This window comes from Microbacterium sp. JZ31 (assembly GCF_016805985.1).
In the GTDB taxonomy this organism is placed as follows: domain Bacteria; phylum Actinomycetota; class Actinomycetes; order Actinomycetales; family Microbacteriaceae; genus Microbacterium.
Map to the genome: position 1 here is coordinate 368,592 of NZ_CP017661.1, position 21,212 is coordinate 389,803.

19 protein-coding genes are annotated in these 21,212 nt (G+C 72.8%); 15 read left to right on the forward strand and 4 right to left on the reverse strand.

The genetic code is table 11. The features are described 5' to 3' along the window. The first annotated feature begins 7 nt into the window (after nucleotides 1–7). The 6 genes from BJP60_RS01740 to BJP60_RS01765 are packed head-to-tail and all read left to right on the forward strand — an operon-like array spanning nucleotide 8 to nucleotide 8,958. On the forward strand, nucleotides 8–1,306 hold the full coding sequence (locus BJP60_RS01740) for a DUF58 domain-containing protein (RefSeq protein ID WP_203137149.1): 1,299 nt from the start codon (nucleotides 8–10) through the stop codon (nucleotides 1,304–1,306). 55 nt (nucleotides 1,307–1,361) lie between these two features. Continuing rightward, entirely contained in the window at nucleotides 1,362–3,767 is a 2,406-nt protein-coding gene (locus BJP60_RS01745) for a transglutaminase-like domain-containing protein (protein WP_203137150.1), read from the forward strand. Nucleotide 3,768: 1 nt separating this feature from the next. Continuing rightward, entirely contained in the window at nucleotides 3,769–5,139 is a 1,371-nt protein-coding gene (locus BJP60_RS01750) for an RDD family protein (RefSeq protein ID WP_203137152.1), read from the forward strand. After that, the gene (locus BJP60_RS01755) at nucleotides 5,136–5,948 is read left to right on the forward strand and encodes a PP2C family protein-serine/threonine phosphatase (protein WP_238439506.1); all 813 of its coding nucleotides are present in this window, start codon (nucleotides 5,136–5,138) and stop codon (nucleotides 5,946–5,948) included. The genes BJP60_RS01750 and BJP60_RS01755 overlap by 4 nt, the downstream gene beginning before the upstream one ends. Beyond that, nucleotides 5,948–7,396, forward strand: a complete 1,449-nt coding sequence (locus BJP60_RS01760) for an FHA domain-containing protein (RefSeq protein ID WP_203137154.1) — start codon at nucleotides 5,948–5,950, stop codon at nucleotides 7,394–7,396. Before BJP60_RS01755 ends, BJP60_RS01760 begins: the two co-directional genes overlap by 1 nt. Continuing rightward, nucleotides 7,393–8,958, forward strand: coding sequence for a serine/threonine-protein kinase (locus tag BJP60_RS01765; protein WP_203137156.1), 1,566 nt, complete (start codon nucleotides 7,393–7,395; stop codon nucleotides 8,956–8,958). The genes BJP60_RS01760 and BJP60_RS01765 overlap by 4 nt, the downstream gene beginning before the upstream one ends. A 45-nt stretch (nucleotides 8,959–9,003) precedes the next feature. Here the strand turns inward: BJP60_RS01765 and BJP60_RS01770 are convergent, their stop codons facing one another. Beyond that, nucleotides 9,004–9,465: a recombinase family protein gene (locus BJP60_RS01770; protein WP_203137158.1), complete on the reverse strand. Its 462-nt coding sequence runs from the start codon at nucleotides 9,463–9,465 to the stop codon at nucleotides 9,004–9,006. 66 nt (nucleotides 9,466–9,531) lie between these two features. Between BJP60_RS01770 and ypfJ the strand changes: the two genes are divergently transcribed. After that, on the forward strand, nucleotides 9,532–10,416 hold the full coding sequence (gene ypfJ / locus BJP60_RS01775) for a KPN_02809 family neutral zinc metallopeptidase (RefSeq protein ID WP_203137160.1): 885 nt from the start codon (nucleotides 9,532–9,534) through the stop codon (nucleotides 10,414–10,416). 1 nt (nucleotide 10,417) lies between these two features. Next, nucleotides 10,418–11,395: a prolyl aminopeptidase gene (gene pip, locus BJP60_RS01780; protein WP_203137162.1), complete on the forward strand. Its 978-nt coding sequence runs from the start codon at nucleotides 10,418–10,420 to the stop codon at nucleotides 11,393–11,395. Nucleotides 11,396–11,413: 18 nt separating this feature from the next. Here pip and BJP60_RS01785 read toward each other — a convergent pair whose 3' ends face one another. Further along, nucleotides 11,414–11,677 carry a glutaredoxin family protein gene (locus tag BJP60_RS01785; RefSeq protein ID WP_203137164.1) on the reverse strand — a complete coding sequence of 88 codons (264 nt, stop codon included), beginning with the start codon at nucleotides 11,675–11,677 and terminating at the stop codon, nucleotides 11,414–11,416. A 116-nt stretch (nucleotides 11,678–11,793) separates the two neighbouring features. On the opposite strand from BJP60_RS01785, the gene BJP60_RS01790 reads away from it, so the two are divergent. Continuing rightward, nucleotides 11,794–12,951, forward strand: a complete 1,158-nt coding sequence (locus BJP60_RS01790) for a glycosyltransferase (protein WP_203137165.1) — start codon at nucleotides 11,794–11,796, stop codon at nucleotides 12,949–12,951. 118 nt (nucleotides 12,952–13,069) lie between these two features. Here BJP60_RS01790 and BJP60_RS01795 read toward each other — a convergent pair whose 3' ends face one another. Then, nucleotides 13,070–14,170 carry a hypothetical protein gene (locus BJP60_RS01795; RefSeq protein ID WP_238439507.1) on the reverse strand — a complete coding sequence of 367 codons (1,101 nt, stop codon included), beginning with the start codon at nucleotides 14,168–14,170 and terminating at the stop codon, nucleotides 13,070–13,072. An 83-nt stretch (nucleotides 14,171–14,253) separates the two neighbouring features. Here BJP60_RS01795 and BJP60_RS01800 point away from each other — a divergent pair, with 83 nt between their 5' ends. The 5 genes from BJP60_RS01800 to BJP60_RS01820 are packed head-to-tail and all read left to right on the forward strand — an operon-like array spanning nucleotide 14,254 to nucleotide 17,975. Then, nucleotides 14,254–14,766, forward strand: a complete 513-nt coding sequence (locus tag BJP60_RS01800) for a DUF2243 domain-containing protein (protein ID WP_203137166.1) — start codon at nucleotides 14,254–14,256, stop codon at nucleotides 14,764–14,766. Continuing rightward, nucleotides 14,766–15,623: a cytochrome c oxidase assembly protein gene (locus BJP60_RS01805; RefSeq protein ID WP_203138845.1), complete on the forward strand. Its 858-nt coding sequence runs from the start codon at nucleotides 14,766–14,768 to the stop codon at nucleotides 15,621–15,623. The genes BJP60_RS01800 and BJP60_RS01805 overlap by 1 nt, the downstream gene beginning before the upstream one ends. Before the next feature lie 47 nt (nucleotides 15,624–15,670). Beyond that, nucleotides 15,671–16,519: an endonuclease/exonuclease/phosphatase family protein gene (locus BJP60_RS01810; protein ID WP_203137167.1), complete on the forward strand. Its 849-nt coding sequence runs from the start codon at nucleotides 15,671–15,673 to the stop codon at nucleotides 16,517–16,519. Between the two features lie 44 nt (nucleotides 16,520–16,563). Further along, nucleotides 16,564–17,403, forward strand: coding sequence for an endonuclease/exonuclease/phosphatase family protein (locus BJP60_RS01815; protein ID WP_238439508.1), 840 nt, complete (start codon nucleotides 16,564–16,566; stop codon nucleotides 17,401–17,403). Next, a complete protein-coding gene (locus BJP60_RS01820) occupies nucleotides 17,400–17,975 on the forward strand; it encodes a DUF2238 domain-containing protein (protein ID WP_203137169.1) in 576 nt (191 codons plus the stop codon). Before BJP60_RS01815 ends, BJP60_RS01820 begins: the two co-directional genes overlap by 4 nt. 25 nt (nucleotides 17,976–18,000) lie before the next feature. Here BJP60_RS01820 and BJP60_RS01825 read toward each other — a convergent pair whose 3' ends face one another. Then, nucleotides 18,001–18,585, reverse strand: a complete 585-nt coding sequence (locus tag BJP60_RS01825; protein ID WP_203137170.1) for a TetR/AcrR family transcriptional regulator — start codon at nucleotides 18,583–18,585, stop codon at nucleotides 18,001–18,003. Between the two features lie 114 nt (nucleotides 18,586–18,699). On the opposite strand from BJP60_RS01825, the gene BJP60_RS01830 reads away from it, so the two are divergent. After that, entirely contained in the window at nucleotides 18,700–21,210 is a 2,511-nt protein-coding gene (locus BJP60_RS01830; RefSeq protein ID WP_203137171.1) for an MMPL family transporter, read from the forward strand. Nucleotides 21,211–21,212 lie beyond the last annotated feature (2 nt).

Consider the following 21,212-nt stretch of genomic DNA (forward strand, 5'->3'; position numbering starts at 1 on the left):
ACCATCCATGACCACCGCACCCGTCACCGACGGCGAGGCGACGCCCGCCCCGCCGCCGGTTCGCGCGCCCGAGCGCGAGGAGGCGCCGTCGCAGGCGAGCTGGCGCGAGGTGGCGGCGTACCTGCTCGGCCGCGTCGGCGCGGGTGTGCGCCGTGCCGCGAAGGTGGTGCGTCCGATCGGCTGGGTCGTGATCGGGCTCGCCGTCGTGCTGTGGCTCGTGGGTCCCTGGCTGGGCTGGCGCGAGATCACGACCGCCGCGGTCGTCGCGACCGCGGTGATCGTGCTGTGCCTGCTGTTCCTGATCGGGCGCACCACGTACGACGTCGCGCTCGACCTGACGCGCACGCGCGTGGTCGTCGGCGAGCGCGCGTTCGGCGCGCTCACGCTCGCGAACTCCGGCACGCGCGCGATCCTGCCCTCCCGCGTCGTGCTGCCCGTCGGCAGCGGGCGCGGCGTGTTCGGCATCAGGCACCTCGCTCCCGGCGACCAGGTGGAGGAGCTCTTCGCGATCCCGACCACCCGCCGCGCTGTCGTGCCGGTCGGCCCTGTCAGCATCGTGCGCGGCGATCCGCTCGGGCTCTTCGAGCGCATCGACAGCCGGGACGAGCCCGTCGACCTCTACGTGCATCCCAAGACGGTGCGCTTCGACGGGCAATCGCTGGGCTTCGTGCGCGACCTCGAGGGCATGACCTCGCGCGACCTGGCACGCGACGACATCGCCTTCCACGCCCTGTCGGAGTACCAGCCGGGGGACGACCTGCGCCACGTGCACTGGCGGTCGACCGCGCGCACCGGCACGCTCATGATGCGCACGTACGAGCAGACGCGCCGCTCGCACTTTGTGATCGGCGTGTCGACGCATCCGGGCGAGTACGCCGATCCGGACGAGTTCGAGCTCGCGATCTCGGCGGCCGGATCGCTCGGCCTCCGCGCCCTGCGCGACTCGTATCGCGTGGAGGTCCGCACGCAGACGGGCAAGCTCCGCACCGAAACCCAGAAGCACCTGCTCGACGCGCTGTCGGGTGTGGAGAACTCCCGCGCACGCGAGGGCGGCGCCACCGCGCTGGCCGGCACGATCGCCTCGAACGCGCCGGCCGCGAGCGTCGTCGTGCTCGCGTGCGGCAGCCGCGTCACCGCGTCGCAGCTGCAGTCGGCGGTGTCGCGCCTGCCCGTCGGATCGCGCGCGCTCGTCATCGTGGCGGCGCTGGGGCAGGAGGCCGGCCGCCGCCGCATCGGCGAGGCGGACGTGATCACGATCGGCGCGCTCGAGCACCTGCCGCCGTCGCTCAGGCGGGTGCTCGGATGAGCGCCGTCACGCGAACGGGTGCTCGGATGAGCGCCGTCAAACAGAGGGTGCTCGGATGAGCGCCGTCCTCACGCCTCCGATCGAGTCGCCGGACGCGGCCGACGCGCCGCCGGTTCCCGCGCCTACGCGCCGCGGGAACCGCGCGCCCGCGAGCGCACCGCTCGAGCCGCGCCGCTGGGCGCTCGACCTCGGCGCCGTCGCGCTGCTGATGCTCGTGCCGGTGATCGGCTTCTGGCCCACGTTCGACGGCCCGGTCGTGCTGCTGCCCGGCCTGGGTGCGCTCGTGGTCGGCCTGGGCATCGCGGCACTCGCCGCCCTGCAGCGCTGGGGCATCCTGCTGATCGCCGCCGCGGTCGTCGTCGCGTACTTCCTGCTGGGCGGACTCTTCGCGCTGCCCCACACGGCCATCCTGGGCGTCATCCCGTCGGTCGAGACGGTGCAGAAGCTGGCGCTCGGCGTCGTCACGTCCTGGAAGTCGCTGCTCACCACGGTCGCGCCGGTCGCGGCGGACGACGGGCACCTGATCGTGCCGTTCCTGCTGATCCTCGTGTTCACAGTGATCACGACGAGCCTCGCGCTGCGCGTTGAGCCGCCGGCGTGGGCCCTGCTGCCCGCGGCCGCGTGCCTGGCCCTGCAGATCGCGCTGGGCACGTCGCAGCCCGCGCTGCCCGCCGTGCAGGGCATCCTGCTCGCGGTCGTCGCGATCGTGTGGCTCGCGGTGCGGGCGGCCTGGGCGCCGACGCGCAGCGCGGTCGCGCTGTCGTCGACGGACGAGCAGACCGAGGACCGGCGCCATCTCCTGCGCCGCATGGCCGCGGCCGGCGGCGTGCTCGCGATCGCCGCGGCGGCGGGCGGGATCTCGACCCTGACCGCGCCCCCGCACGAGGTGCGCTACGTCATCCGCGACGTGATCATCCCGCCGTTCGACATCCGTCAGTACGCCAGCCCGCTGCAGGACTTCCGCATCTACGTGGACGAGTACGCGAACGAGCCGCTCTTCACCGTGACGGGGCTGCCCGCCGGGTCCCGCGTCCGGCTCGGCACGATGGACACCTACTCGGGTGTCGTGTACAACGTGTCCGACTCGTCGAGCGCCTTCACCCCGCTGCGCTCCAACATGGCGGCGGACGTCGAGGGCCAGCGGGCCGACGTACGCGTCGAGATCGGCCAGTACGCCGACGTCTGGCTTCCCGATGTGGGGCACGTCGACGCGCTCGAGTTCGAGGGGCCCGACGCTGAGGCGCTGCGCCGCGCGACCTACTACAACCCGTCGAGCGGCACCGGCGTGGTGACCACGGGGCTGAAGGCGGGCGATTCCTACACGTTCAGCACCGTGGTGCCGCCCGCGCCGGACGAGGCGGACCTCGCCGAGGACCGCTTCGCCGCGGTCGAGATCCCCGAGCCCGAGGCCGTGCCCGAGAAGCTGCGCGAGGTCGCGGCGGATGCGATCTCCGACGCCGAGGCGAAGACGCCGTTCGAGAAGGTGCAGGCGCTGCGCACGTACCTCGTCGAGTCGGGATTCTTCAGCCACGGCCTGAAGGAGGAGGAGTTCTCGCCCTCCGGCCACGGCTCCGCGCGTCTTGGCGGCATGGCCGCGGCCGAGCAGATGGTCGGCGACGACGAGCAGTACGCCGCGCTCATGGCGCTCATGGCCTACGAGGTCGGCATCCCCGCGCGCGTGGTGATGGGCTTCCACGCCGAGAGCTCCTCCGGGCAGCTCGTCGCGAACGGCGACAACCTGCACGCCTGGGTCGAGGTCGCGTTCGAGGAGGCCGGCTGGGTGCCGATCGATCCGACGCCGGATGAGGACAAGGAGCCCAAGGACCAGACGACCCAGCCCAAGACCGACCCGCAGCCCATGCCGCTGCAGCCGCCGCCCCCGCCGAAGGAGGAGGCGGACGAGCCACCGCTCGTGCCGGACGACCGTGAGGCGGAGGACGAGGCCGAGCCGCTGCCCGGCTACCTGGGCGTGCTGCTCGCGATCGGGGGGATCAGCCTCGGCACGGTCGCGCTGCTGCTCGCGCCGTTCGTGATCATCGGCGGCATCAAGGCCTCGCGCCGGCGCAAGCGCCGCGAGGCGCCGCTGCCGGCCGACCGGATCAGCGGAGGCTGGGACGAGCTGATGGATCGCGCGGTCGACTTCGGCCGCGCCGTGCCCGTGGGCGCGACGCGCTACGAGCAGTCGGCGCAGCTGGTGGCGACGCTCGAGGAGCCGCGCGTGCAGAGCATCGCGGTGCGGGCGGACGCCGGGGTGTTCGGGCCGGGCGAACCCACGCCCGAGGAGATCGAGGCGTTCTGGGCCGAGGTCGACGGGGTCGTGGGCGGCATGAACCGGAAGGCCTCGTTCTGGAAGCGGCTCGCAGCACGGCTCAACCTGCGCTCGCTGACCCAGGGCTCTTCATTGACGAAACGTGTGCGGTCTCTTCGCGAGACGGTCTCCGCACGACGGAAGGATGGCTGACATGACGACGCCGAACCCCTACGGGGCCCCCGCGCCGGGAGCCTACCCGCCGCCGCAGCACGGAGCGCCGGCCTACCCGTCGGCTCCCGCACCGCACGCCGGCGCCGCCTTCCCGGCGCCCGGACTCGGCGCGCATCCCGGGCCCGCTCCCGTGGGGGCGCCGATGCCGGGCACGCCGGCATCGCTCGCGCGCCGCGTGGGCGCGTACGCGATCGACGTCGCCGTGATCGCGGTGGCCGTCGCGCTGTGGATCGGCATCGGCATGCTCCTCGCGCAGGCGCTCGGCTCCGCCGTCATCGTGATCTTCGCGATCACCGCGTGGGTCCTCGCCGTCGCGTGGTTCCTCGTCTACACCGCGATGCAGGGCCGGCACGGCTCGATCGGCATGCGACTCCTGAAGCTGCGGCTCGTGCGCCTCGACGGCGGCGCGCCGCTCGGCTTCGGCGGCGCCTTCCTCCGCAACATCATCTGGTCGCTGGGGGCGGCGATCATCGTCGGCTACTTCTCGGTGTTCTTCGACAGGACGGGCCGCAACCAGGGCTGGCACGACAAGGTCGCGCACGCGTTCATGCGGGACGCGTCCGGCGAGGAGCGCGCCGGGACCTCCGGCACCGCCTCGCGCCCGGCCTCCGCTCCCGGCCCGGTGTCGCCCGTGGTCCCGGCCTATGGCGGCGGGACGTCGGCGGCTCCCGTGCCCGCGCCTCCCGCTGCCGCCCCGGCCGCGTCCGGCACCCCGGTGTTCGGCGGCCCCGTTCCCCCGCGCCCCCCGCTTCCTCCGCTGATCCCGCAGGCGGCGTCCGCCGCGCGTCCCGCCGTCGCGCCGCCCGCGGCCGGGCCCGCCGCGGCACCGGCGCCGGCAGGCGACGGGCTGATCGCGTTCGTGCCGGGGATCACGCAGGATCCGCCGGCGCCCGCGGGGTCGGCGGCACCGCAGCCGGCCGCTCCCGTCGCGGTGGACGACCTCGACGACGACACGATCCTCGTCCGTCCGACCCCCGCGACCCCCGAGCCCGAGCCGGACGTCGAGGACACGCGCCTCGTCAGCCGCGCGCGTCCCGCAGTGCTCGAGTGGGACGACGGAACGCGGCACACGGTCGCCGAGCGCGCCGTGTTCGGACGCAATCCCTCCGCCCCGGAGGGCGCCGAGGCGGTCATCGTGCGCGACGAGACCCTGTCGCTGTCGAAGACCCACTTCGAGATCGTCGTGGCCGAGGCCGACGTGTCCGTGGTCGACCACCACTCGACCAACGGCGTCACGATCGTCCGCGCGGGAGAGCGGCTCACCGCCGCCCCCGGCGAGGCGATCCCGCTCGAGGCGGATGACGCGCTCGAGATCGGCGACCGCATCGTGACGTTCAAGGGGCGCGGGTGAGCGGCCCGATCGTCGCCCTGAGCGGCGCGGCCACGGACGCGGGGCTGCGGCGCTCCCTCAACGAGGACGCTTTCCTGTCCGTGCCGCCCGTGTTCCTCGTCGCCGACGGCATGGGCGGGCACGACCGGGGCGAGGTCGCATCGGCGACCGCGATCTCGGAGTTCGCGCCGTTCGCGGGGCGGGAGAGCCTGACGATCGACGACGTCCGCGAGGCGCTGCACCGCGCGCGTGTGCGCGTCGACGGGCTCTCGGGCGGCACGCAGGCCGGCGCCGGCACGACCCTCACGGGCGTCGTGATCGCCGACGTCGCGGGGGAGGGATACTGGCTCGCGCTGAATCTCGGCGACTCGCGCACGTACCGCCTCGCCGCGGGGCACCTCGAGCAGATCAGCGTCGACCACTCGATCGTGCAGGAGCTCCTGGACCGGGGCGAGCTCACCCCGGAGGACGCCTCGCGCGACCGACGCCGCAACGTCATCACGCGCGCCCTCGGGGCGGGAAGCGACGGCGACGCGGACTACTGGATGATCCCCGCCAGCGCGGGAGATCGCATCCTGGTGTGCTCCGACGGACTGCCGAGCGAACTGCCGCCCGAGCGGATCCGGGACATCCTGAGCGTCGAGGCACATCCGCAGGCGGCGGCCACGCGCCTCGTGCAGGAGGCCGTGCTGCACGGCGGCCGCGACAACATCACGGCGATCGTCGTCGACGCGGTCTCGGTCGCGCGACGTGGCGCGGCGACGTCGGCCGACGGGCCCGGCATCGACTCCGACACCCTTCCGCGAGAGCCCGTGGGAGGGATGCGCTGATGCGCGTGACATACGAGCCCGGCGGCATGCTGACCATCGTCGCCGACGACGGGGTCGCAGTGCTGCCCGGCGGCCTACCGCAGGACATGATCGACGAGGTCTGGGAGGGCCTGGACACCGGCGACGGCGTCGCGGCCGTGCTCGACGCGCTCGGGCGCGCGTTCGGCCCGGCGACCGCCGCGCTGCCGCCCTTCGCCGTCGCGCTGCTGCAGGACGACGCGGTGCGCACCGCCGTGCGCGGCGATCTGCGGCTCACGGTCGAGACCCTGAGCGGCGCGCTCGAGGTCACGGGCGGTGCGTCCGACACATGGACCGTGCGCCTGATCGAGGACGCCCTCTCGGTCCGCGTGCGTCCCGCGCAGGACGCGCCCGCGAGCGCGTCCGAGCTGCCGATCGCGTCGGGAGCCGTGCTCGCGGCGACCGTGAGCGCGGTGTTCTTCGAGACCGAGGAGGAGGACGAGCCGTCGCGACCCCGCGGCGACGACGCGCGGGACTCGCCCGTGCCCGACGACCTCGTGAACGGCCTGTCCGGATCCGAAGCGCAGCCGCCCTCCGAGACGCTGCTGCCGGAGGACACGCGGCTCGGAAGCGCGGCGGGCTCCGCGCCGGGCCCCGCCGCGACGACCGCGGACGATCTCGCCGTGGCCGACACGATCGTGGTGCACCGGGACGGAGCGGCCGACCCGGTGCCGGCGGCGGCGGACGAGGCGCCGGGCGTCATGGGGGACACGATCGAGCCGCTCGGCGATCACGACGGCGCGACGATCACGTTCGCGGAGTTCGCCGCGCGCGGCCACGTGCCGCTTGCGGCGCCCGAACCGGTGGACGCGCGGCTGCCCGAGGTGCAGCCCGTCGCTCCGGGGCTCGAGGCGCACGGCGATCACGACGGCGCCACGATCTCCGTCCACGAGCTCGGCCACTCGGACACCGCCTCCGTGCCGCGCGATGCGGCCGTGTGGCCCGCACCGCCGACCGACGAGGTGCCGTTCGAGGGGACGGAGCGGCCGGAGGCGCAGCGGCTCGACCCCGCCCCGCTGCCGCGCTTCGACGACGTGCCGTCGCTTGCCGCGTCGCCGTTCGCGCCGGGGCCGTCCCGCGGACGGGTCCGGCTGTCCACGGGCGAGGTTGTCGAGCTCGACCGCCCCGTGATCATCGGCCGGCGGCCGCGGTCCGCGCGCACCACGGGCGCGGACATGCCGCACCTCGTGGCGGTCGAGAGCCCGCAGAACGACATCTCGCGCAACCACGTCGAGATCTCGTCCGACGGCGAGACCGTCGTCGTGACCGACCTTCACACCACGAACGGCACGGTGCTGTACCGCACCGGGCTGCTCGGCGGGTCCGCGGATCCCGTGCGGCTGCACCCCGGCGAGCAGACCGTCGTCGTCGCGGGTGACGTCGTCGACATCGGCGACGGCGTGACGCTGTCGTTCGAGGACCTTCCGTGAATCAACGCCGCCCGCCCGCGCCGCCGCCGCAGCTGCCGGGCTTCACGCACCTCGAGCTGCTCGGATCCGGCGGCTTCGCCGACGTCTACCTGTACGAGCAGGAGCTGCCGCGCCGCCGCGTGGCGGTGAAGGTGCTGCTGCCGGAGCGGATCTCCCCGTCGGCCGCGCAGTTCACGGCCGAGGCGAACGTGATGGCGATGCTGTCGACGCATCCGGCGATCGTCACGATCTACCAGGCGGGGGTCTCGTCCGACGGGCGTCCGTACCTCGTGATGGAGTACTGCCCGCGCCCCAACCTGCAGGTGCGCTACCGGCGCGAGCCGTTCTCGGTCGCCGAGGCGCTGCGCGTGGGCGTGCAGGTCGCGGCCGCGGTCGAGACCGCGCACCGCGCCGGCGTGCTGCACCGCGACATCAAGCCCGCGAACATCCTGGTCACGGAGTACAACCGCCCCGCGCTGACCGACTTCGGCATCGCGTCGACCTCGCAGACCGCCGCCGAGACGACGGGCATGTCGATCCCGTGGTCGCCGCCGGAGGTCTTCGACGCCGCCGCCGCGCAGGGCGGCCCGCGCACCGACGTGTACCAGCTCGGCGCGACGATCTACACGCTGCTGGCGGGGCGGTCCCCGTTCGAGGTGCCCGGCCAGCGCAACGGCAGCGCCGAGCTGATCGAGCGCATCGAGCGGATGCCGCTGCCCGCGATCGAGCGTCCGGATGTGCCGTCGTCGCTTTTCGCGGCGCTGTCCCGGGCGATGTCGAAGGATCCGGCCGACCGCTACCCGAGCGCCGTCGCGTTCGCGCGTGCGCTGCAGAAGGTGCAGATCGAGCTCGCGCACTCGGTCACGCCGATCGACATCCTGGACGAGCGTCCGCTCGACGCGGGGCCCGAGGACGACGACGGCGGCCTGACCCGTGTGCGCGGCGTCACGAGCATCGCGCCGATCGACACCTCCACCCGTCCCTCCGCGACCACGGCCAAGGTGGCGGGCGCCGCGCCGCCGGCCGACGACGCGACCATCGTGCGCGGCCCGCGCGTGGTCGAGCCGATCGCCGACGAGACGATCCTGCGGCCGCGCTCGCCGCAGGACGTCGCGGCGCCCACGGCGGCTCCGGCGCCGGAGGCGGCCGCGCCCACGACGCCCGAGCGCTCCCGCCGCTGGCCGACGATCCTCGCGGCCTCGGTCGTCGGCGTCGCGGTGATCGGCATCGGCGCCGCGGTCATCGGCTCCGTCATCGCACCGGAACCCGAGCCGACGACCGCGCCGACCGTCATCGCGCAGGACCCGCTGGGCGACGGCGGCGTGCCGCTCGTGGAGGACGGCGAGGGCGTCATCCGGGGCGGGAACGCCGTCTTCACGTGGACGAACCCCGCCCCCGCGGAAGGTGACCAGTACCGCTGGCACCGCAACGCCCTGTCCGGTCGCGGCGAGGGGCACCTCACCACGGAGCCGACCGTCACGGTGCCGGTCGAGGGCGCGGATCAGGTCTGCATCGACGTCTATCTCGTGCGCGCGAACGGCACCTTCACGAACGAAGCCGTCACGATCTGCGCGCCGGAGTGATCCGCCCTCCGCGTCGAGAAGAGGGGGGCGTTCGGACGGACCGCCTCAGACGGCGGGTGCCGGATCCAGGTGGCGCGCGCCGTGGGACAGCACCTTCACGACGATCCCGCGACGGGCGAGCGCCGAGACGGTGCGGGTGCCCTCGTCGACGTTGCGGCCCAGGGCCTGCACGTTCGTGACGACCAGCACGTCGCCGGGCTTGAACGTGTCGAACAGGCGCGCGAGGCGCTGCTCCCACGTCTCCAGGATGTCGGGAGCGGGGTGGCGGAAGCCCTCGATCGGCACGCCGAAGCGCGTGAGGTCGTCGCGCTGCTGCACGACCGACGGCATGTCGTCGCGCGAGACGACGAGCCCCACCAGGCGCGACCCCGCGGGGCGCGCGAGCCACCAGTCGCGATCGCGCTGCAGCTCGGTGAAGCACTTGGGGCACTCCACGGCGGCATGCGGAAGGTGCAGGGGTGCGGTGTCCGCGCGCGTGTCCTCCGGATCCTGAGCGATCTCCGCCACGTCAAGCCCCTCTCTCGTTCCGCTCTATTCTGCCGCGCGCCGCCGACGTCCCGGTACCGTTGCGGCATGACATTCAATGAGAACGCGAATGTCGGGAACAGCAAGGCCCGGCGCCGCGGCCGCAACGCCGCGATCGCCGGTGGCGGCGGCGTCGGAGTGATCGCCATCGCGGTGCTGCTGATCAGCATGTTCACGGGTCAGGACCTCACCGGGCTGCTCGGCATCACGGACGGCGCGGGCGGCGGCCAGCAGCCGCAGAGCGGCGGCGCGATCATCGAGGACTGCGAGACGGGAGCGGACGCCAACGAGCGGGACGACTGCCGCCTCGTGCTCGGCGCCGAGGCGATCGACCAGTTCTGGGCGGAGGAGCTGCCCGGCTACCGCGAGCCGCAGCTCATCATCGTGGATCAGGCGACGTCGTCGCAGTGCGGCACCGCGTCCAACCAGACCGGCCCGTTCTACTGCCCTCCCGAGGAGACCGTCTACGTCGACCCGACGTTCTTCGGTCTGCTGCGCTCGCAGTTCGACGCCTCGGCGGGCAGTCTCGCGCAGCTGTACGTGCTCGCCCACGAATACGGCCACCACGTGCAGAACCTCACCGGCGTGTTCGAGCAGCACCCGAACAACGGCACCGGCGCCGACAGCAACGGCGTGCGCACCGAGCTGCAGGCCGACTGCTTCGCGGGAGCCTGGGTCGCGGCGATGACGGAGCAGGAGGACGTCGACGGCGACCCGTACCTGCTGGCGCCGACGCCCCAGCAGATCGCCGACGCGCTGAACGCCGCCGCGGCCGTGGGCGACGACCACATCCAGGAGCAGTCGGGCGGCGAGATCAATCCCGAGAGCTGGACGCACGGATCGAGCGAGCAGCGGCAGCGCTGGTTCGACGTGGGCCGAGAGGGCGGCGTCGACGCGTGCGACACGTTCTCGGTCTCCGGCAGCGAGCTCTGACATGGGCGGCGGGCTCGACGGGATCCTGTATCCCGACACCGAACCGTCGGCGCACGGCATGCTCGACGTCGGCGACGGGCACCGCGTGTACTGGGAGGAGAGCGGGGCGCCCGACGGGAAACCCGTCGTGTTCCTGCACGGCGGTCCGGGCGGCGGCACCGCGCCGTGGCAGCGGCGGTTCTTCGACCCGGAGCGCTACCGCATCATCCTGATGGATCAGCGCGCGTGCGGACGCAGCGAGCCGCATGCGAGCGAGCCGGATGCCGACCTGTCGGCCGTGACGACGTGGCACCTGGTGGCCGACCTCGAGCTGCTGCGCACCCACCTCGGCATCGAGCGGTGGCAGGTGTTCGGCGGATCGTGGGGCAGCGCGCTCGCGCTCGCGTACGCGCAGACGCATCCCGAGCGGGTCACCGAGCTCGTGCTGCGCGGCATCTTCACTCTGCGCCGGCACGAGCTCGAGTGGTTCTACGAGGGCGGGGCGCAGGCCCTGTTCCCCGACCTGTGGGAGGCGTACCTCGCGCCGATCCCTTCGAGCGAGCGGTCGCATCTGATCGAGGCGTACCACCGCCGACTGGCGCATCCGGATCCGGACGTCCACGTCCCGGCGGCCGTCGCGTGGAGCGTGTGGGAGGCGTCGACGATCACGCTGCGCCCCGACTCCGACGCGATCGAGAAGTCGTCGCAGCCGCGGTCCGCCGTGGCGTTCGCGCGGATCGAGAACCACTTCTTCCGGCACGGCGGCTGGTTCCGCGAGGGGCAGCTGATCGAGGACGCCCACCTGCTGCGCGACATCCCCGCCGTGATCGTGCAGGGCCGCTACGACGTGTGCACGCCCATGATGACCGCGTGGGATCTGCACCGGGCGTGGCCCGAGGCCGAGTTCACGGTCGTCGACGACGCCGGGCATGCGGCGGTCGAACCCGGCATCGCCGCGGCCCTGAGAGCCGCGACGGACAGGTTCGCCGACGCCCGGTGAGGGCGGAGCGGGATCGCGTCAGATCAGGCTGAGCTCGCGCAGCTTCGCCTCGACGTCGGCGTTGGACGGCTCGACGTGGTGCGTCGCATCGGGGTAGAGCACGACCGGGATGTTGGTGCGGCCCGAGATGTCCTTCGCGACCTCGGCGGCGGCCGGCTCGGCCTCGAGGTCGACGTACGTGTAGGAGACGCCCAGGCCGTCGAGCTGCGCCTTCGTGCGGCGGCAGTCGCGGCACCACTCGGCGCCGAACATCGTGAGCTGTCCGGGGTTCGCGTCGGTCATGCCTCCAGCCTACGGGCCGCCGACTGAGCGGGATCCGTGTGGGCGGGGCCCACGGGCATGACACGATGGGGTGATCCCGTCTGGGTGCGGGGAGTCGACTCGAGGAGAGGGCCGGCGTGGACGTCACGGTCATCGTCCCCACACGCAACGAGCGGGGAAACGTCGCCGAGATGGTGCGGCAGCTCGCCTCGGCGCTCGCGGGCCGGCGCGCCGAGATCCTGTTCGTCGACGACAGCGAGGACGGCACGGTCGCCGAGGTCGAGCGCGTCGCGCAGGATGCGCCCCTGCCGGTGAGGGCACTGCACCGACCCGCGGGTCAGCGCGCCGGAGGGCTGGGCGGTGCGGTCGTCACCGGGCTCAAGGCCGCCGCGGCCGACGTGTGCGTCGTGATGGACGGCGATCTGCAGCACCCGCCTGCGCTCGTCCCGGCGCTCGTCGACCGGCACGCGCGCGGCGACGCCGACGTGGTGGTCGCATCGCGCTACATCGGCGGCGGCGACTCGACGGGGCTCGGCACCACTCTGCGGTTCGGCGTCTCTCGCGCCGCGACCATCCTGACGAAGGCCATGTTCCCGCTGCGGCTGCACGGCACGAGCGACCCGATGACCGGCTTCTTCCTCGTCGACCGTCGCAGCCTCGACCTCGCGACGCTGCGGCCGAGCGGCTTCAAGGTCCTGCTCGAGCTGCTGGTGCGCAGCGACCTGCGCACGGCCGAGGTGCCGATGCGCTTCCACGAGCGCGCGCAGGGCGAGTCGAAGGCGACCGCGCGGCAGGGCTTCACGTTCCTCGTCCACCTCGCGCGCCTGCGCTTCGGCAAGATGTCGGTGTTCGCGGCGATCGGAGCGATGGGCGCGCTGGCCAACATCGCGATCGTGTGGCTGCTCACCGCCGCGGGCGTGGGCTACGTCTGGGCGGCGATCGTCGCCGCCGAGGTGACGATCGTGGCGAACTTCCTGCTCGCCGAGCGCTTCGTCTTCGCCGACATGCGCGGACGCGCATCCGGCTTCTGGCAACGCTTCGGCACGTCCTTCGCCTTCAACAACGCGGAGGCGGCGATCCGGATCCCGGTGCTCGCGTTCCTGGTCGAGACCTGGCACATCTCGGCCGTGCTGGCGACGGCGATCACGCTCGCGGTCGCGTTCGTCGCGCGCTTCGTGTTCCACTCGCTCGTCGTGTACGCGCCGCGCCGCTCGCGCGAGCCGGGCACAGAGACGGCGGGCCAGAAGATCATCCGCCTGATCGACGAAGAGGCGATGCGCCCCGGCGAGCTGTAGCGCGGGCCCTGGAAGGCGCCCGCCGTCCGAAGGGTCACCAGCAGTCCGGAGGGGCACCAGTCCGGAGGGTCACCAGCTGTCCGGAGATTGCCCCGATTCCGGATCGCCGCGGCCTCGTTCATCCGGGATCGCGGCGAACCCCGGGATTCTGGCGGGTCCGACCGCGCCGAAGTGGATCACCCGGTGCGCACTCACTCGTCCTCGACCATGCGCCAGAAGGTGCGAGGCTCCTCGATCTCGCGCGCGACGTCGGGAGCCAGTACGTCGTGTCGGGCGCCCAGCCGGCGATGACGGATGACGTGCCGTCTTCGACGGGGATTTCGCGCGTCGCCGCCGTGAGATAGCCGGTGGTCGTGAGGTGAACCGCATCCCACTCGGTCGCGACGCTCAGCCAGTCGGGCATCACCCAGCGCCCATCCCGCCCGGTCGTCCGGTACCAGTCCTGACGGCGAGAGGCCGTCACCTCCAGGGGGTGGCGGCGGCACAGCTCCGCCCAGTCGCCGGGACCGCGGATCTCGAACGTCCGGCCGGCGCCGCGCACGGGGATCGCGGTGGCGACCTCCCAGCCGAGCGAGTCCTCCACCAGCACGAGGCCCGCGGGGCGTCCGTCCGTCAGCTCGCCCGTCGTGTGCGGCAGCGTGGTCGGCGCCGACCACCAGGTGCCCGACCAGTTCGCAAGGGGATCACTCGGGCGCTCCCGCGCGCTGGTGATCTCCTCCGTGCGCGTCGCGTCGTGCCAGCGCACGAGCTCGACCGCCGGATCCGAGACGAACGGTGCGGGGTCCGCGGCGTCGCGCCAGTCGATGGTCCACTGCGCGACGCGACGATCCTCGTGCCACCACGTGAGATCCGGACGGTCGGACAGCGCGGCGCCGATCGGCTCCAGCGCGGACCGGACCTCGGGAAGCGCGGCGAGCACGTCGTCGCCGTCGGGCTCCTGCCAGTACCGTGCGCTGGCCACGCTCCGCAGCAGGGCTTCGACCACGTTCCCGGCCTCGGCGCCGCGGGCGTCGACGTCATCCAGCAGTGCGACGAGCTCCTCGACGGATCCCGTGGGCTCGTATCGGCCGTCCCCGATCAGCAGCACCGAGGTTCCGCGATCCGGATCGAGATCGTAGCCCAGGTCGATGACGTGTCGCCTGACGCGGTCGTCGAGCAGCTGCGCCAGCTCGAGGCACAGTCGCCGTCCGCGCGGCCCGTCGGTTATCGCATGGCTCATCCTGCGATGCTGCCGACTACCACCCCTCGACGGAAAGGTCGAGCCGGTACCGGATCCTCCGTCGGACCGGGAGCATCGCTTCCATGACGCCTTCAGAGTCGCGCCCCGCGCCGCGTGCGACCGCGTACGAGCGAAGCGCACGCCGACCGGCCCACAACGTGTGGTCGGGCGTGCTGTTCGGCGTGGGCCTGATCGCCTTCATCGACGAAGCGGTGTTCCACCAGGTGCTGCACTGGCACCACTTCTACGACCGGGGCACGCCCGAACTCGGCCTCGTCTCCGACGGGATCTTCCACGCGCTCAGCTGGTTCGCGACGATCGCCGGCCTGTTCCTGTTCGCCGACCTGCGCAGACGCGGCGCCCTGCACCTGCGCCGGTGGATCGGCGGGGTCCTGGTCGGCGCCGGCGCCTTCCAGCTGTATGACGGCACCGTCCAGCACAAGCTGTTCGAGATCCACCAGATCCGGTACGTCGAGGATCTCCTTCCCTACGACCTCGCGTGGAACATCTCGGCAGCCGTCATCCTCGCGGCGGGGATCGTGCTCCTCGTCGTGACCCGTCCGTCGCGTGCGGCGTCGACGGCGGAACGGGCGTGATGCACGGACACGGCGGAGGGGGCGGCGCGGGGACGCTCGACCTGATCCTGCTGGGGCTCGCCGCCCTGGCCGTCGTCGCCTACGCGTCCGGCATGGTGACATCGCGCCGACAGGGCCGCGCGTGGCCGACGGATCGCCTCGGACTGTGGGCGGTCGGGATCGCCGCGGCCGCGGCCACGGTGGTCGGCCCGCTCGCGGAGAAGGCGCACGACGACTTCATGACGCACATGGCGGCGCACCTCTCGGGCGGCATGATCGCGCCGCTCCTGCTCGTGCTCGCCGCGCCCGTCACGCTTGCGCTGCGGACGCTCCATGTCACGCCGGCGCGCCGGATCTCGCGCCTGCTGCGCAGCGCCCCGGCGCGGTTCATCGCGCATCCCGTCACGGCCGGCGTCCTCAGCGCGGGCGGGCTGTGGGTCCTCTACCTGACGCCCCTGTTCGAGGCGATGCAGGCCATCCCTCTCCTCCACGTGATCGTGCAGGCGCACCTGCTGATCACGGGATACATCTTCACGGCGGCGATCATCGGCCTGGACCCGGCGCCGCATGCGCCGTCGCGCATGCTGAGGGCCGTTGTGCTCGTGCTCTCCATGGCGTCGCACGCCGTGCTCGCCAAGTATCTGTACGCGAACCCGCCCGCCGGGGTCGCGGTCCCGGCAGCGCACGACGGCGCGCAGCTCATGTACTACGGCGGCGCGCTGATCGAAGTGGTGATCGTCATCATCTTCTGCGCGCAGTGGTACCGAGAGACCGGGCGGCGGCTTGCACCGCGCGATGCGGAGGGGAAGCGCGTCGCGGCGGGCAAGCGCCTCGAGAACGGCGAGCGCCACGGGGCCGCGACGCCGACGTCGGTGTGACGGATCCGAGTCTTCCGGCAGGCCCGGGGCCGGGCCAGACTGGCGGCATGGTCGATGCCGCCCGCTCGATGCCCGCCGAGCGCAGGCCGGGGTCCATCCGCATCTACACGCACAACATCTACGCCCGCCGCGCGGACTGGGCGCGCCGCCGGATGCTGCTCGTCGAGGGGATCGCGCAGCTGCGGCCCGATGTCGTGCTGTTCCAGGAGGAGGTCCTCACCGCCGACGTGGATCAGACGGCCGACATCCTCGGCCCCGCGTGGCACATCGTCCACTCGCGGCGCCGCTCGGAGCAGGAGCGCAGCGGCATCTCGATCGCGTCCCGGTGGCCGGTGCGCGACGTCGAGGAGATCGACCTCACCGCCGGTGGCCCGCCGATCGACGAGTTCGCGTGGGCGGCTCTGCTCGTCACGCTCGACTCGCCGTTCGGCCCGGTGCGCGTCGTGAACCACTTTCCGGACGCCGCCGCCGACCGGGAGGCGGAGCGTGAGCGGCAGGCCGTGATCGTGGAGCGGCGCCTGCGGCAGCTCGAGGCCGAGGCCGAGATGCCGACCGTGCTGGGCGGCGACCTCGACGCCGAGCCCGATGCGGCGAGCCTCCGGTTCCTCCTCGGGCGGCAGTCGCTGCAGGGCGAGAGCGCGGCGTACCTCCGCGCGTGGGACGCGGTCCATCCCGGCGAGCCGTGCTGGACGCTCGATCCCGCGAACGGCCTGGTCGCCGCGACCATGCCGGGATGGCCGTATCGGCAGCTCGATCACCTCCTCGTACGGTGCCGCCGCGACGGCCTGGCTTCCCTCCTCGTCGCCTCGTGCGAGCGCGTGCACGTGCGCCCGCGCGACGGCGTGTGGGCGAGCGACCACTACGGGCTCGTCGCGGATCTCGTCGTGCCGCGATGACCGGACCCAGAGGTCCGGCGGAAGCGACGGGCCATACTCGACGGGTGACCTCAGACGCGAGCGGCCCGGCCCCCGCGCCGGGAGACGCGGCCCTCGTCGGCGGTGTGGAACCGCCGGAGCTGTCGGTCATGACCTTCAATGTGCTCCGCGCCCGGGCGGCGTCTGCATCGTGGCGGCGCCGCGGCGAGCGCATCCGGACGCTGCTGCGACGGGAGCGTCCCACCCTGCTCGGCGCCCAAGAGGCGCTGCCGCATCAGGCAGGGCTGCTGCGCGCGGCGCTCGGCGACGACTACCGCTCGCTCGGTCACGGGCGCGACGCCGACGGCGCCGGCGAGGGATGCCCGCTGCTCTACGACGCGGCGCGTCTCGAGCTCGTCGAGTGGGAGCAGCGCGCGCTCTCGCGGCGGCCGGATGCGCCGGGCTCGCGCTCGTGGGGATCGCTGTATCCCCGCATCGTCGTGCGGGCGGTCTTCCACGATCGCGCGACGGGCGGGCGCTTCGCGGCGTTCAACACGCACCTCGACGTGCTGTCGCCGCTCGCCCGCCGTCGGGCTGCCGAGTCGATCGTCACCGCGGCAGGCGACGGCGCCGTCATCGTCACGGGCGACTTCAACGCAGGCCCGGCGACGCCCGCCCGACGAACGCTGGTTCGCGGCGGCCTCGAGGACAGCTGGACGGTCGCGCGCACGCGCCTCACGCTCGAATGGTCGACGTACGTCCCGCGCGGTCGTCCCCGGCCGGGCGGGCCGCGCATCGATGCCATCCACGTCCGCGGCTTCGAGGTCGCGAGCGTCGGCATCGACGCGCGCCGGGTGCAGGGCGGCTCGCCGTCGGATCACCTCCCCGTTCAGGCGGTCGTGCGGCAGCGGGCGGCCGCCGCGTGATCGAGCGCTTCCTGCGGCCCCCGGCCACGCCGGGGGAGTGGATCGCCGACGCCGTCCGCGTCCTCGGGGTCGTGAGCGTGTTCGTCGCCGGCTTCGGATGGGACCTCACGGATGCGGGCATCATCGCGATCGGGCTTCCCGCGCTGGTGCTTCCCCGCTTCCTCGGCGTGCGGGCCGGTTTCGACATCCTGTACGGCATCTCGGTGCTCGTCGCCTCGTGGAGCAATGTGCTCGGGCTGTATCGCAGCGTGCCGGGATGGGACCTGCTGGTGCACTTCGAGTGCACGGGTGTCCTCGCGCTCATGCTGTTCGTGCTCGCGGCGCGCACCGGAGTGGTCCCCGGCGGCGTGGGCGCGGGTCAGCCGGCCCGCGTTCCCATCGTGCTGGTGGGGATGACAGGCCTGGCGATCAGCGCCGTGTGGGAGATGATCGAGTGGTTCGGGTACACCTTCGTGTCCGACGCCATCTACGTCGCGTACGTCGACACGATCGGCGACATGGCCGCGGGCGGTCTCGGCGCCCTGCTCGCCGGCGTCATCGCGTCCCGGATGCGGGTGATCGAGCTCTCGTGACGTCGCGCCTCGCCAGGGCCGTCGATCAGGCGGCATCTTCCGGGCCCAGGACGGCGGCGAGGATGTCCCGGATCGCGGCCCCGTCCAGGGGCGCGCGGCTGAGCACGCGCAGGATGATCGCGCCCACGAGGGCCTCGGCGAGCTCGGTCACGGGAGTCGCGGGCGTGAGGTGAGGAGCGGTTCCGACCGCGCTCTGCAGCCGTCCGGCGATCGAGTCCGCTCCCGCGAGGCTGTCGCGGAGGCGCCCCCCGACGTCGGCGTTCTGGGTCGCCGCCGCGATGAGGGATCGCAGGATCCCCTCGCCGGGATCGCCGTCGAGGATGTCGGCGATGGATCCCATCCAGGTCGCGAGGTCCCGGCGGACATCTCCGGTGTCGGGGACCGTCAGCCGCTCGGGCAGCAGCATCCCCTCGAGCAGGCACTCCGCGACGACGTCGCCCTTCGAGGGCCACCACCGGTAGATGGTCTGCTTTCCGACGCCGGCGCGGGCGGCGATGCCCTCCATGGTGAGGTGGGCGTACCCGCGCTCGGTGAGGATCTGGGCGGCCGCGGCGAGGATCGACCGGCGGGCGACCTCGCTGCGCACGGGTCCGCTGCGCGATCCGGCCATCGATTTCCTCCTGACGCTCATCCGAGACGAGACGGTGCGTGTTATCTTAGCCATTCGTGTCGACGTCGATCGCGGGCTCGGCGACGTGCCCCGTCGCCGAACCGAAGGAAGACAATGGCTGAGCTGCTTCATCGCCTGGGCACCTTCTCCGCGCGACGCGCGTGGGTCGTCATCATCGCCTGGCTGGTGATCCTCGGAGTCGCCGTCGGCGGCTTCCTCGCGGGGTTCAAGGGCCTGTCATCGAGCTTCGACATCCCCGGCACCGCCTCGGGCGAGGTGATCGCGGAGCTGGAGGAGAAGCTCCCCGACTTCAGCGGCGCCAGCGGCACGGTGGTGTTCACGACCGAGGACGGCACGGCGCTCACCGAGGAGCAGCGCAGCGAGATCTCCGCGCTCGTCGAGTCGGGTCGAGACCTCCCCGACGTCGCGGATGTCGTCGACCCCTTCGTCACCACGCAGGATCTCGCCGATCAGCGTCAGCAGGTCGTCGAAGGCCGTGACGAGATCGCCGCGGCGCGCGTGCAGGCGGAAGACGGACAGGCGCAGCTCGACGCCGCGCGCCAGGAGCTCGAGGCCGGGCAGGCGCAGCTCGACGCGGCGCGTGCGCAGCTCGAGAGCGTTCCCGAGCCGCAGCGCAGCGCGGGGCTCGCGGCGCTCGAGGAGCAGCAGGCCCAGCTCGACGCGGGCAGGGCGGAGCTCGACGCGTCCGAGCAGGAGCTCGCGGACGGGCTCGCCGAGCTCGAGGAGGGCGAGGCCGAGCTCGAGCGCGGGGCGGAGCTGCTGTCGTACGCGGACGAGATCCGGGTCGTCTCGGAGGACCAGGCCACCGCGATCGTGAACGTCTCGTTCACCGAGCCGCGTCTGGAGCTCTCGCAGGAGTCGAAGGACGCCGTCATCGAGCACTTCGCGGGCCAGCCGATCGACGGGGTGGAGGTCGGACTGTCGACCGACATCTCGCAGGGCGTGCCCGAGATCCTCGGCGTCGGCGAGGCGATCGGCGTCGCCGTGGCAGCGATCGTCCTGATCGTCGTGCTGGGCTCGCTGCTCGCCGCGGCGTTCCCGATCGTGACAGCCCTCGTGGGCGTCGCGATCGGCGCGATGACGACCCTCGCGTTCTCGGGCGTCGTCCAGATGGCGTCGGTCACGCCGATCCTGGGCGTGATGCTGGGCCTCGCCGTCGGCATCGACTACGCGCTCTTCATCCTCTACCGTCACCGTCGTCAGCTGCTGCGGGGCGCCGACGTCCTGGAGTCGATCGGCCTGGCGAACGGGACCGCGGGCAACGCCGTCGTCTTCGCGGGGACGACCGTGATCGTCGCGCTGCTCGCGCTGAACATCACCGGCATCCCCTTCCTCGGCCTGATGGGCACGGCCGGTGCGGTCAGCGTCGCGATCGCGGTCCTGATCGCGGTCTCGCTCATCCCCGCACTGCTCGGCCTCGCCGGGACCCGCGTGCTGAGCAAGCGGGCGCGGACCCGGGCCGCGAAGGCCTCTGAGGCCGGTACCGCGCCGCGTTCGACGGTGCGACCGATGTCGACCCTCCGCGCGGCGGTCACGATGGTCGTGACGGTGGCCGCCCTGCTCGTGGTGGCGATCCCGTCACTGTCGATGCGGCTCGGTCTGCCCGACGGTGGCTCGGAGGCGGAGGACTCCACGGCCTACCTCGCCTACACGGTCACGGAGGAGACGTTCGGAGAGGGCGTCAACGGGCCGCTGCTCGTCACGGCGTCGCTGCCCGAGGGGCTCGACGACGACGGCGTGCTCGATGCCCAGCTGGAGGTCGCGCGCACGCTCGCCGACCAGGAGGACGTCGTCGCCGTCGCGCCGGTCGCCGTCTCCGACGATTCGCGCCTCGCCGCCTTCCAGGTGATCCCGGGAGAGGGGCCGAACAGCGTCTCGACCGAGCAGCTCGTGCGCGACCTGCGCACACTGCCTCCGATCGACGGCGAGATCGAACTGGGTGTCGCGGGCCAGGCGGCGATCAACATCGACATCTCCGAGGGGCTCGCAAGCGTGCTGCCCGTCTACCTCGCGGTCGTCGTGGGGCTGTCCTTCCTGATCATGGTGATGGTGTTCCGCTCGATCCTCGTCCCGGTGATCGCGACCGCGGGCTTCGTGCTGTCGCTGTTCGCGACGTACGGCGCCGTGACCGCGGTCTTCCAGTGGGGATGGCTGGGGGAGCTGTTCGGGGTGCATCAGCCCGGTCCGATCCTGAGCTTCCTGCCCGTGATCCTCGTGGGCATCCTGTTCGGCCTCGCAATGGACTATCAGCTGTTCCTCGCGACCGGCATGCGCGAGGCCTTCGTCCACGGGGCGCCGGCGCGGCTGGCGGTCGCGCAGGGCTTCCGCGCAGGGCGCACGGTCGTGACCGCGGCTGCGCTCATCATGGTCGCGGTCTTCGGCGGCTTCATCACGAGCGAGTCGGTCATCATCAAGTCGATGGGGCTGGGCCTCGCCGTGGGCGTGCTGTTCGACGCCTTCGTCGTCCGCATGCTGCTCATGCCGGCCGTGATGCATCTGATCGGCCGATCCGCGTGGTGGCTGCCGCGCTGGCTCGACCGGATCATCCCGAACGTCGATGTGGAGGGCGCGGCCCTCGAGCGTCGCCATCCGCCGCACCACTGAGG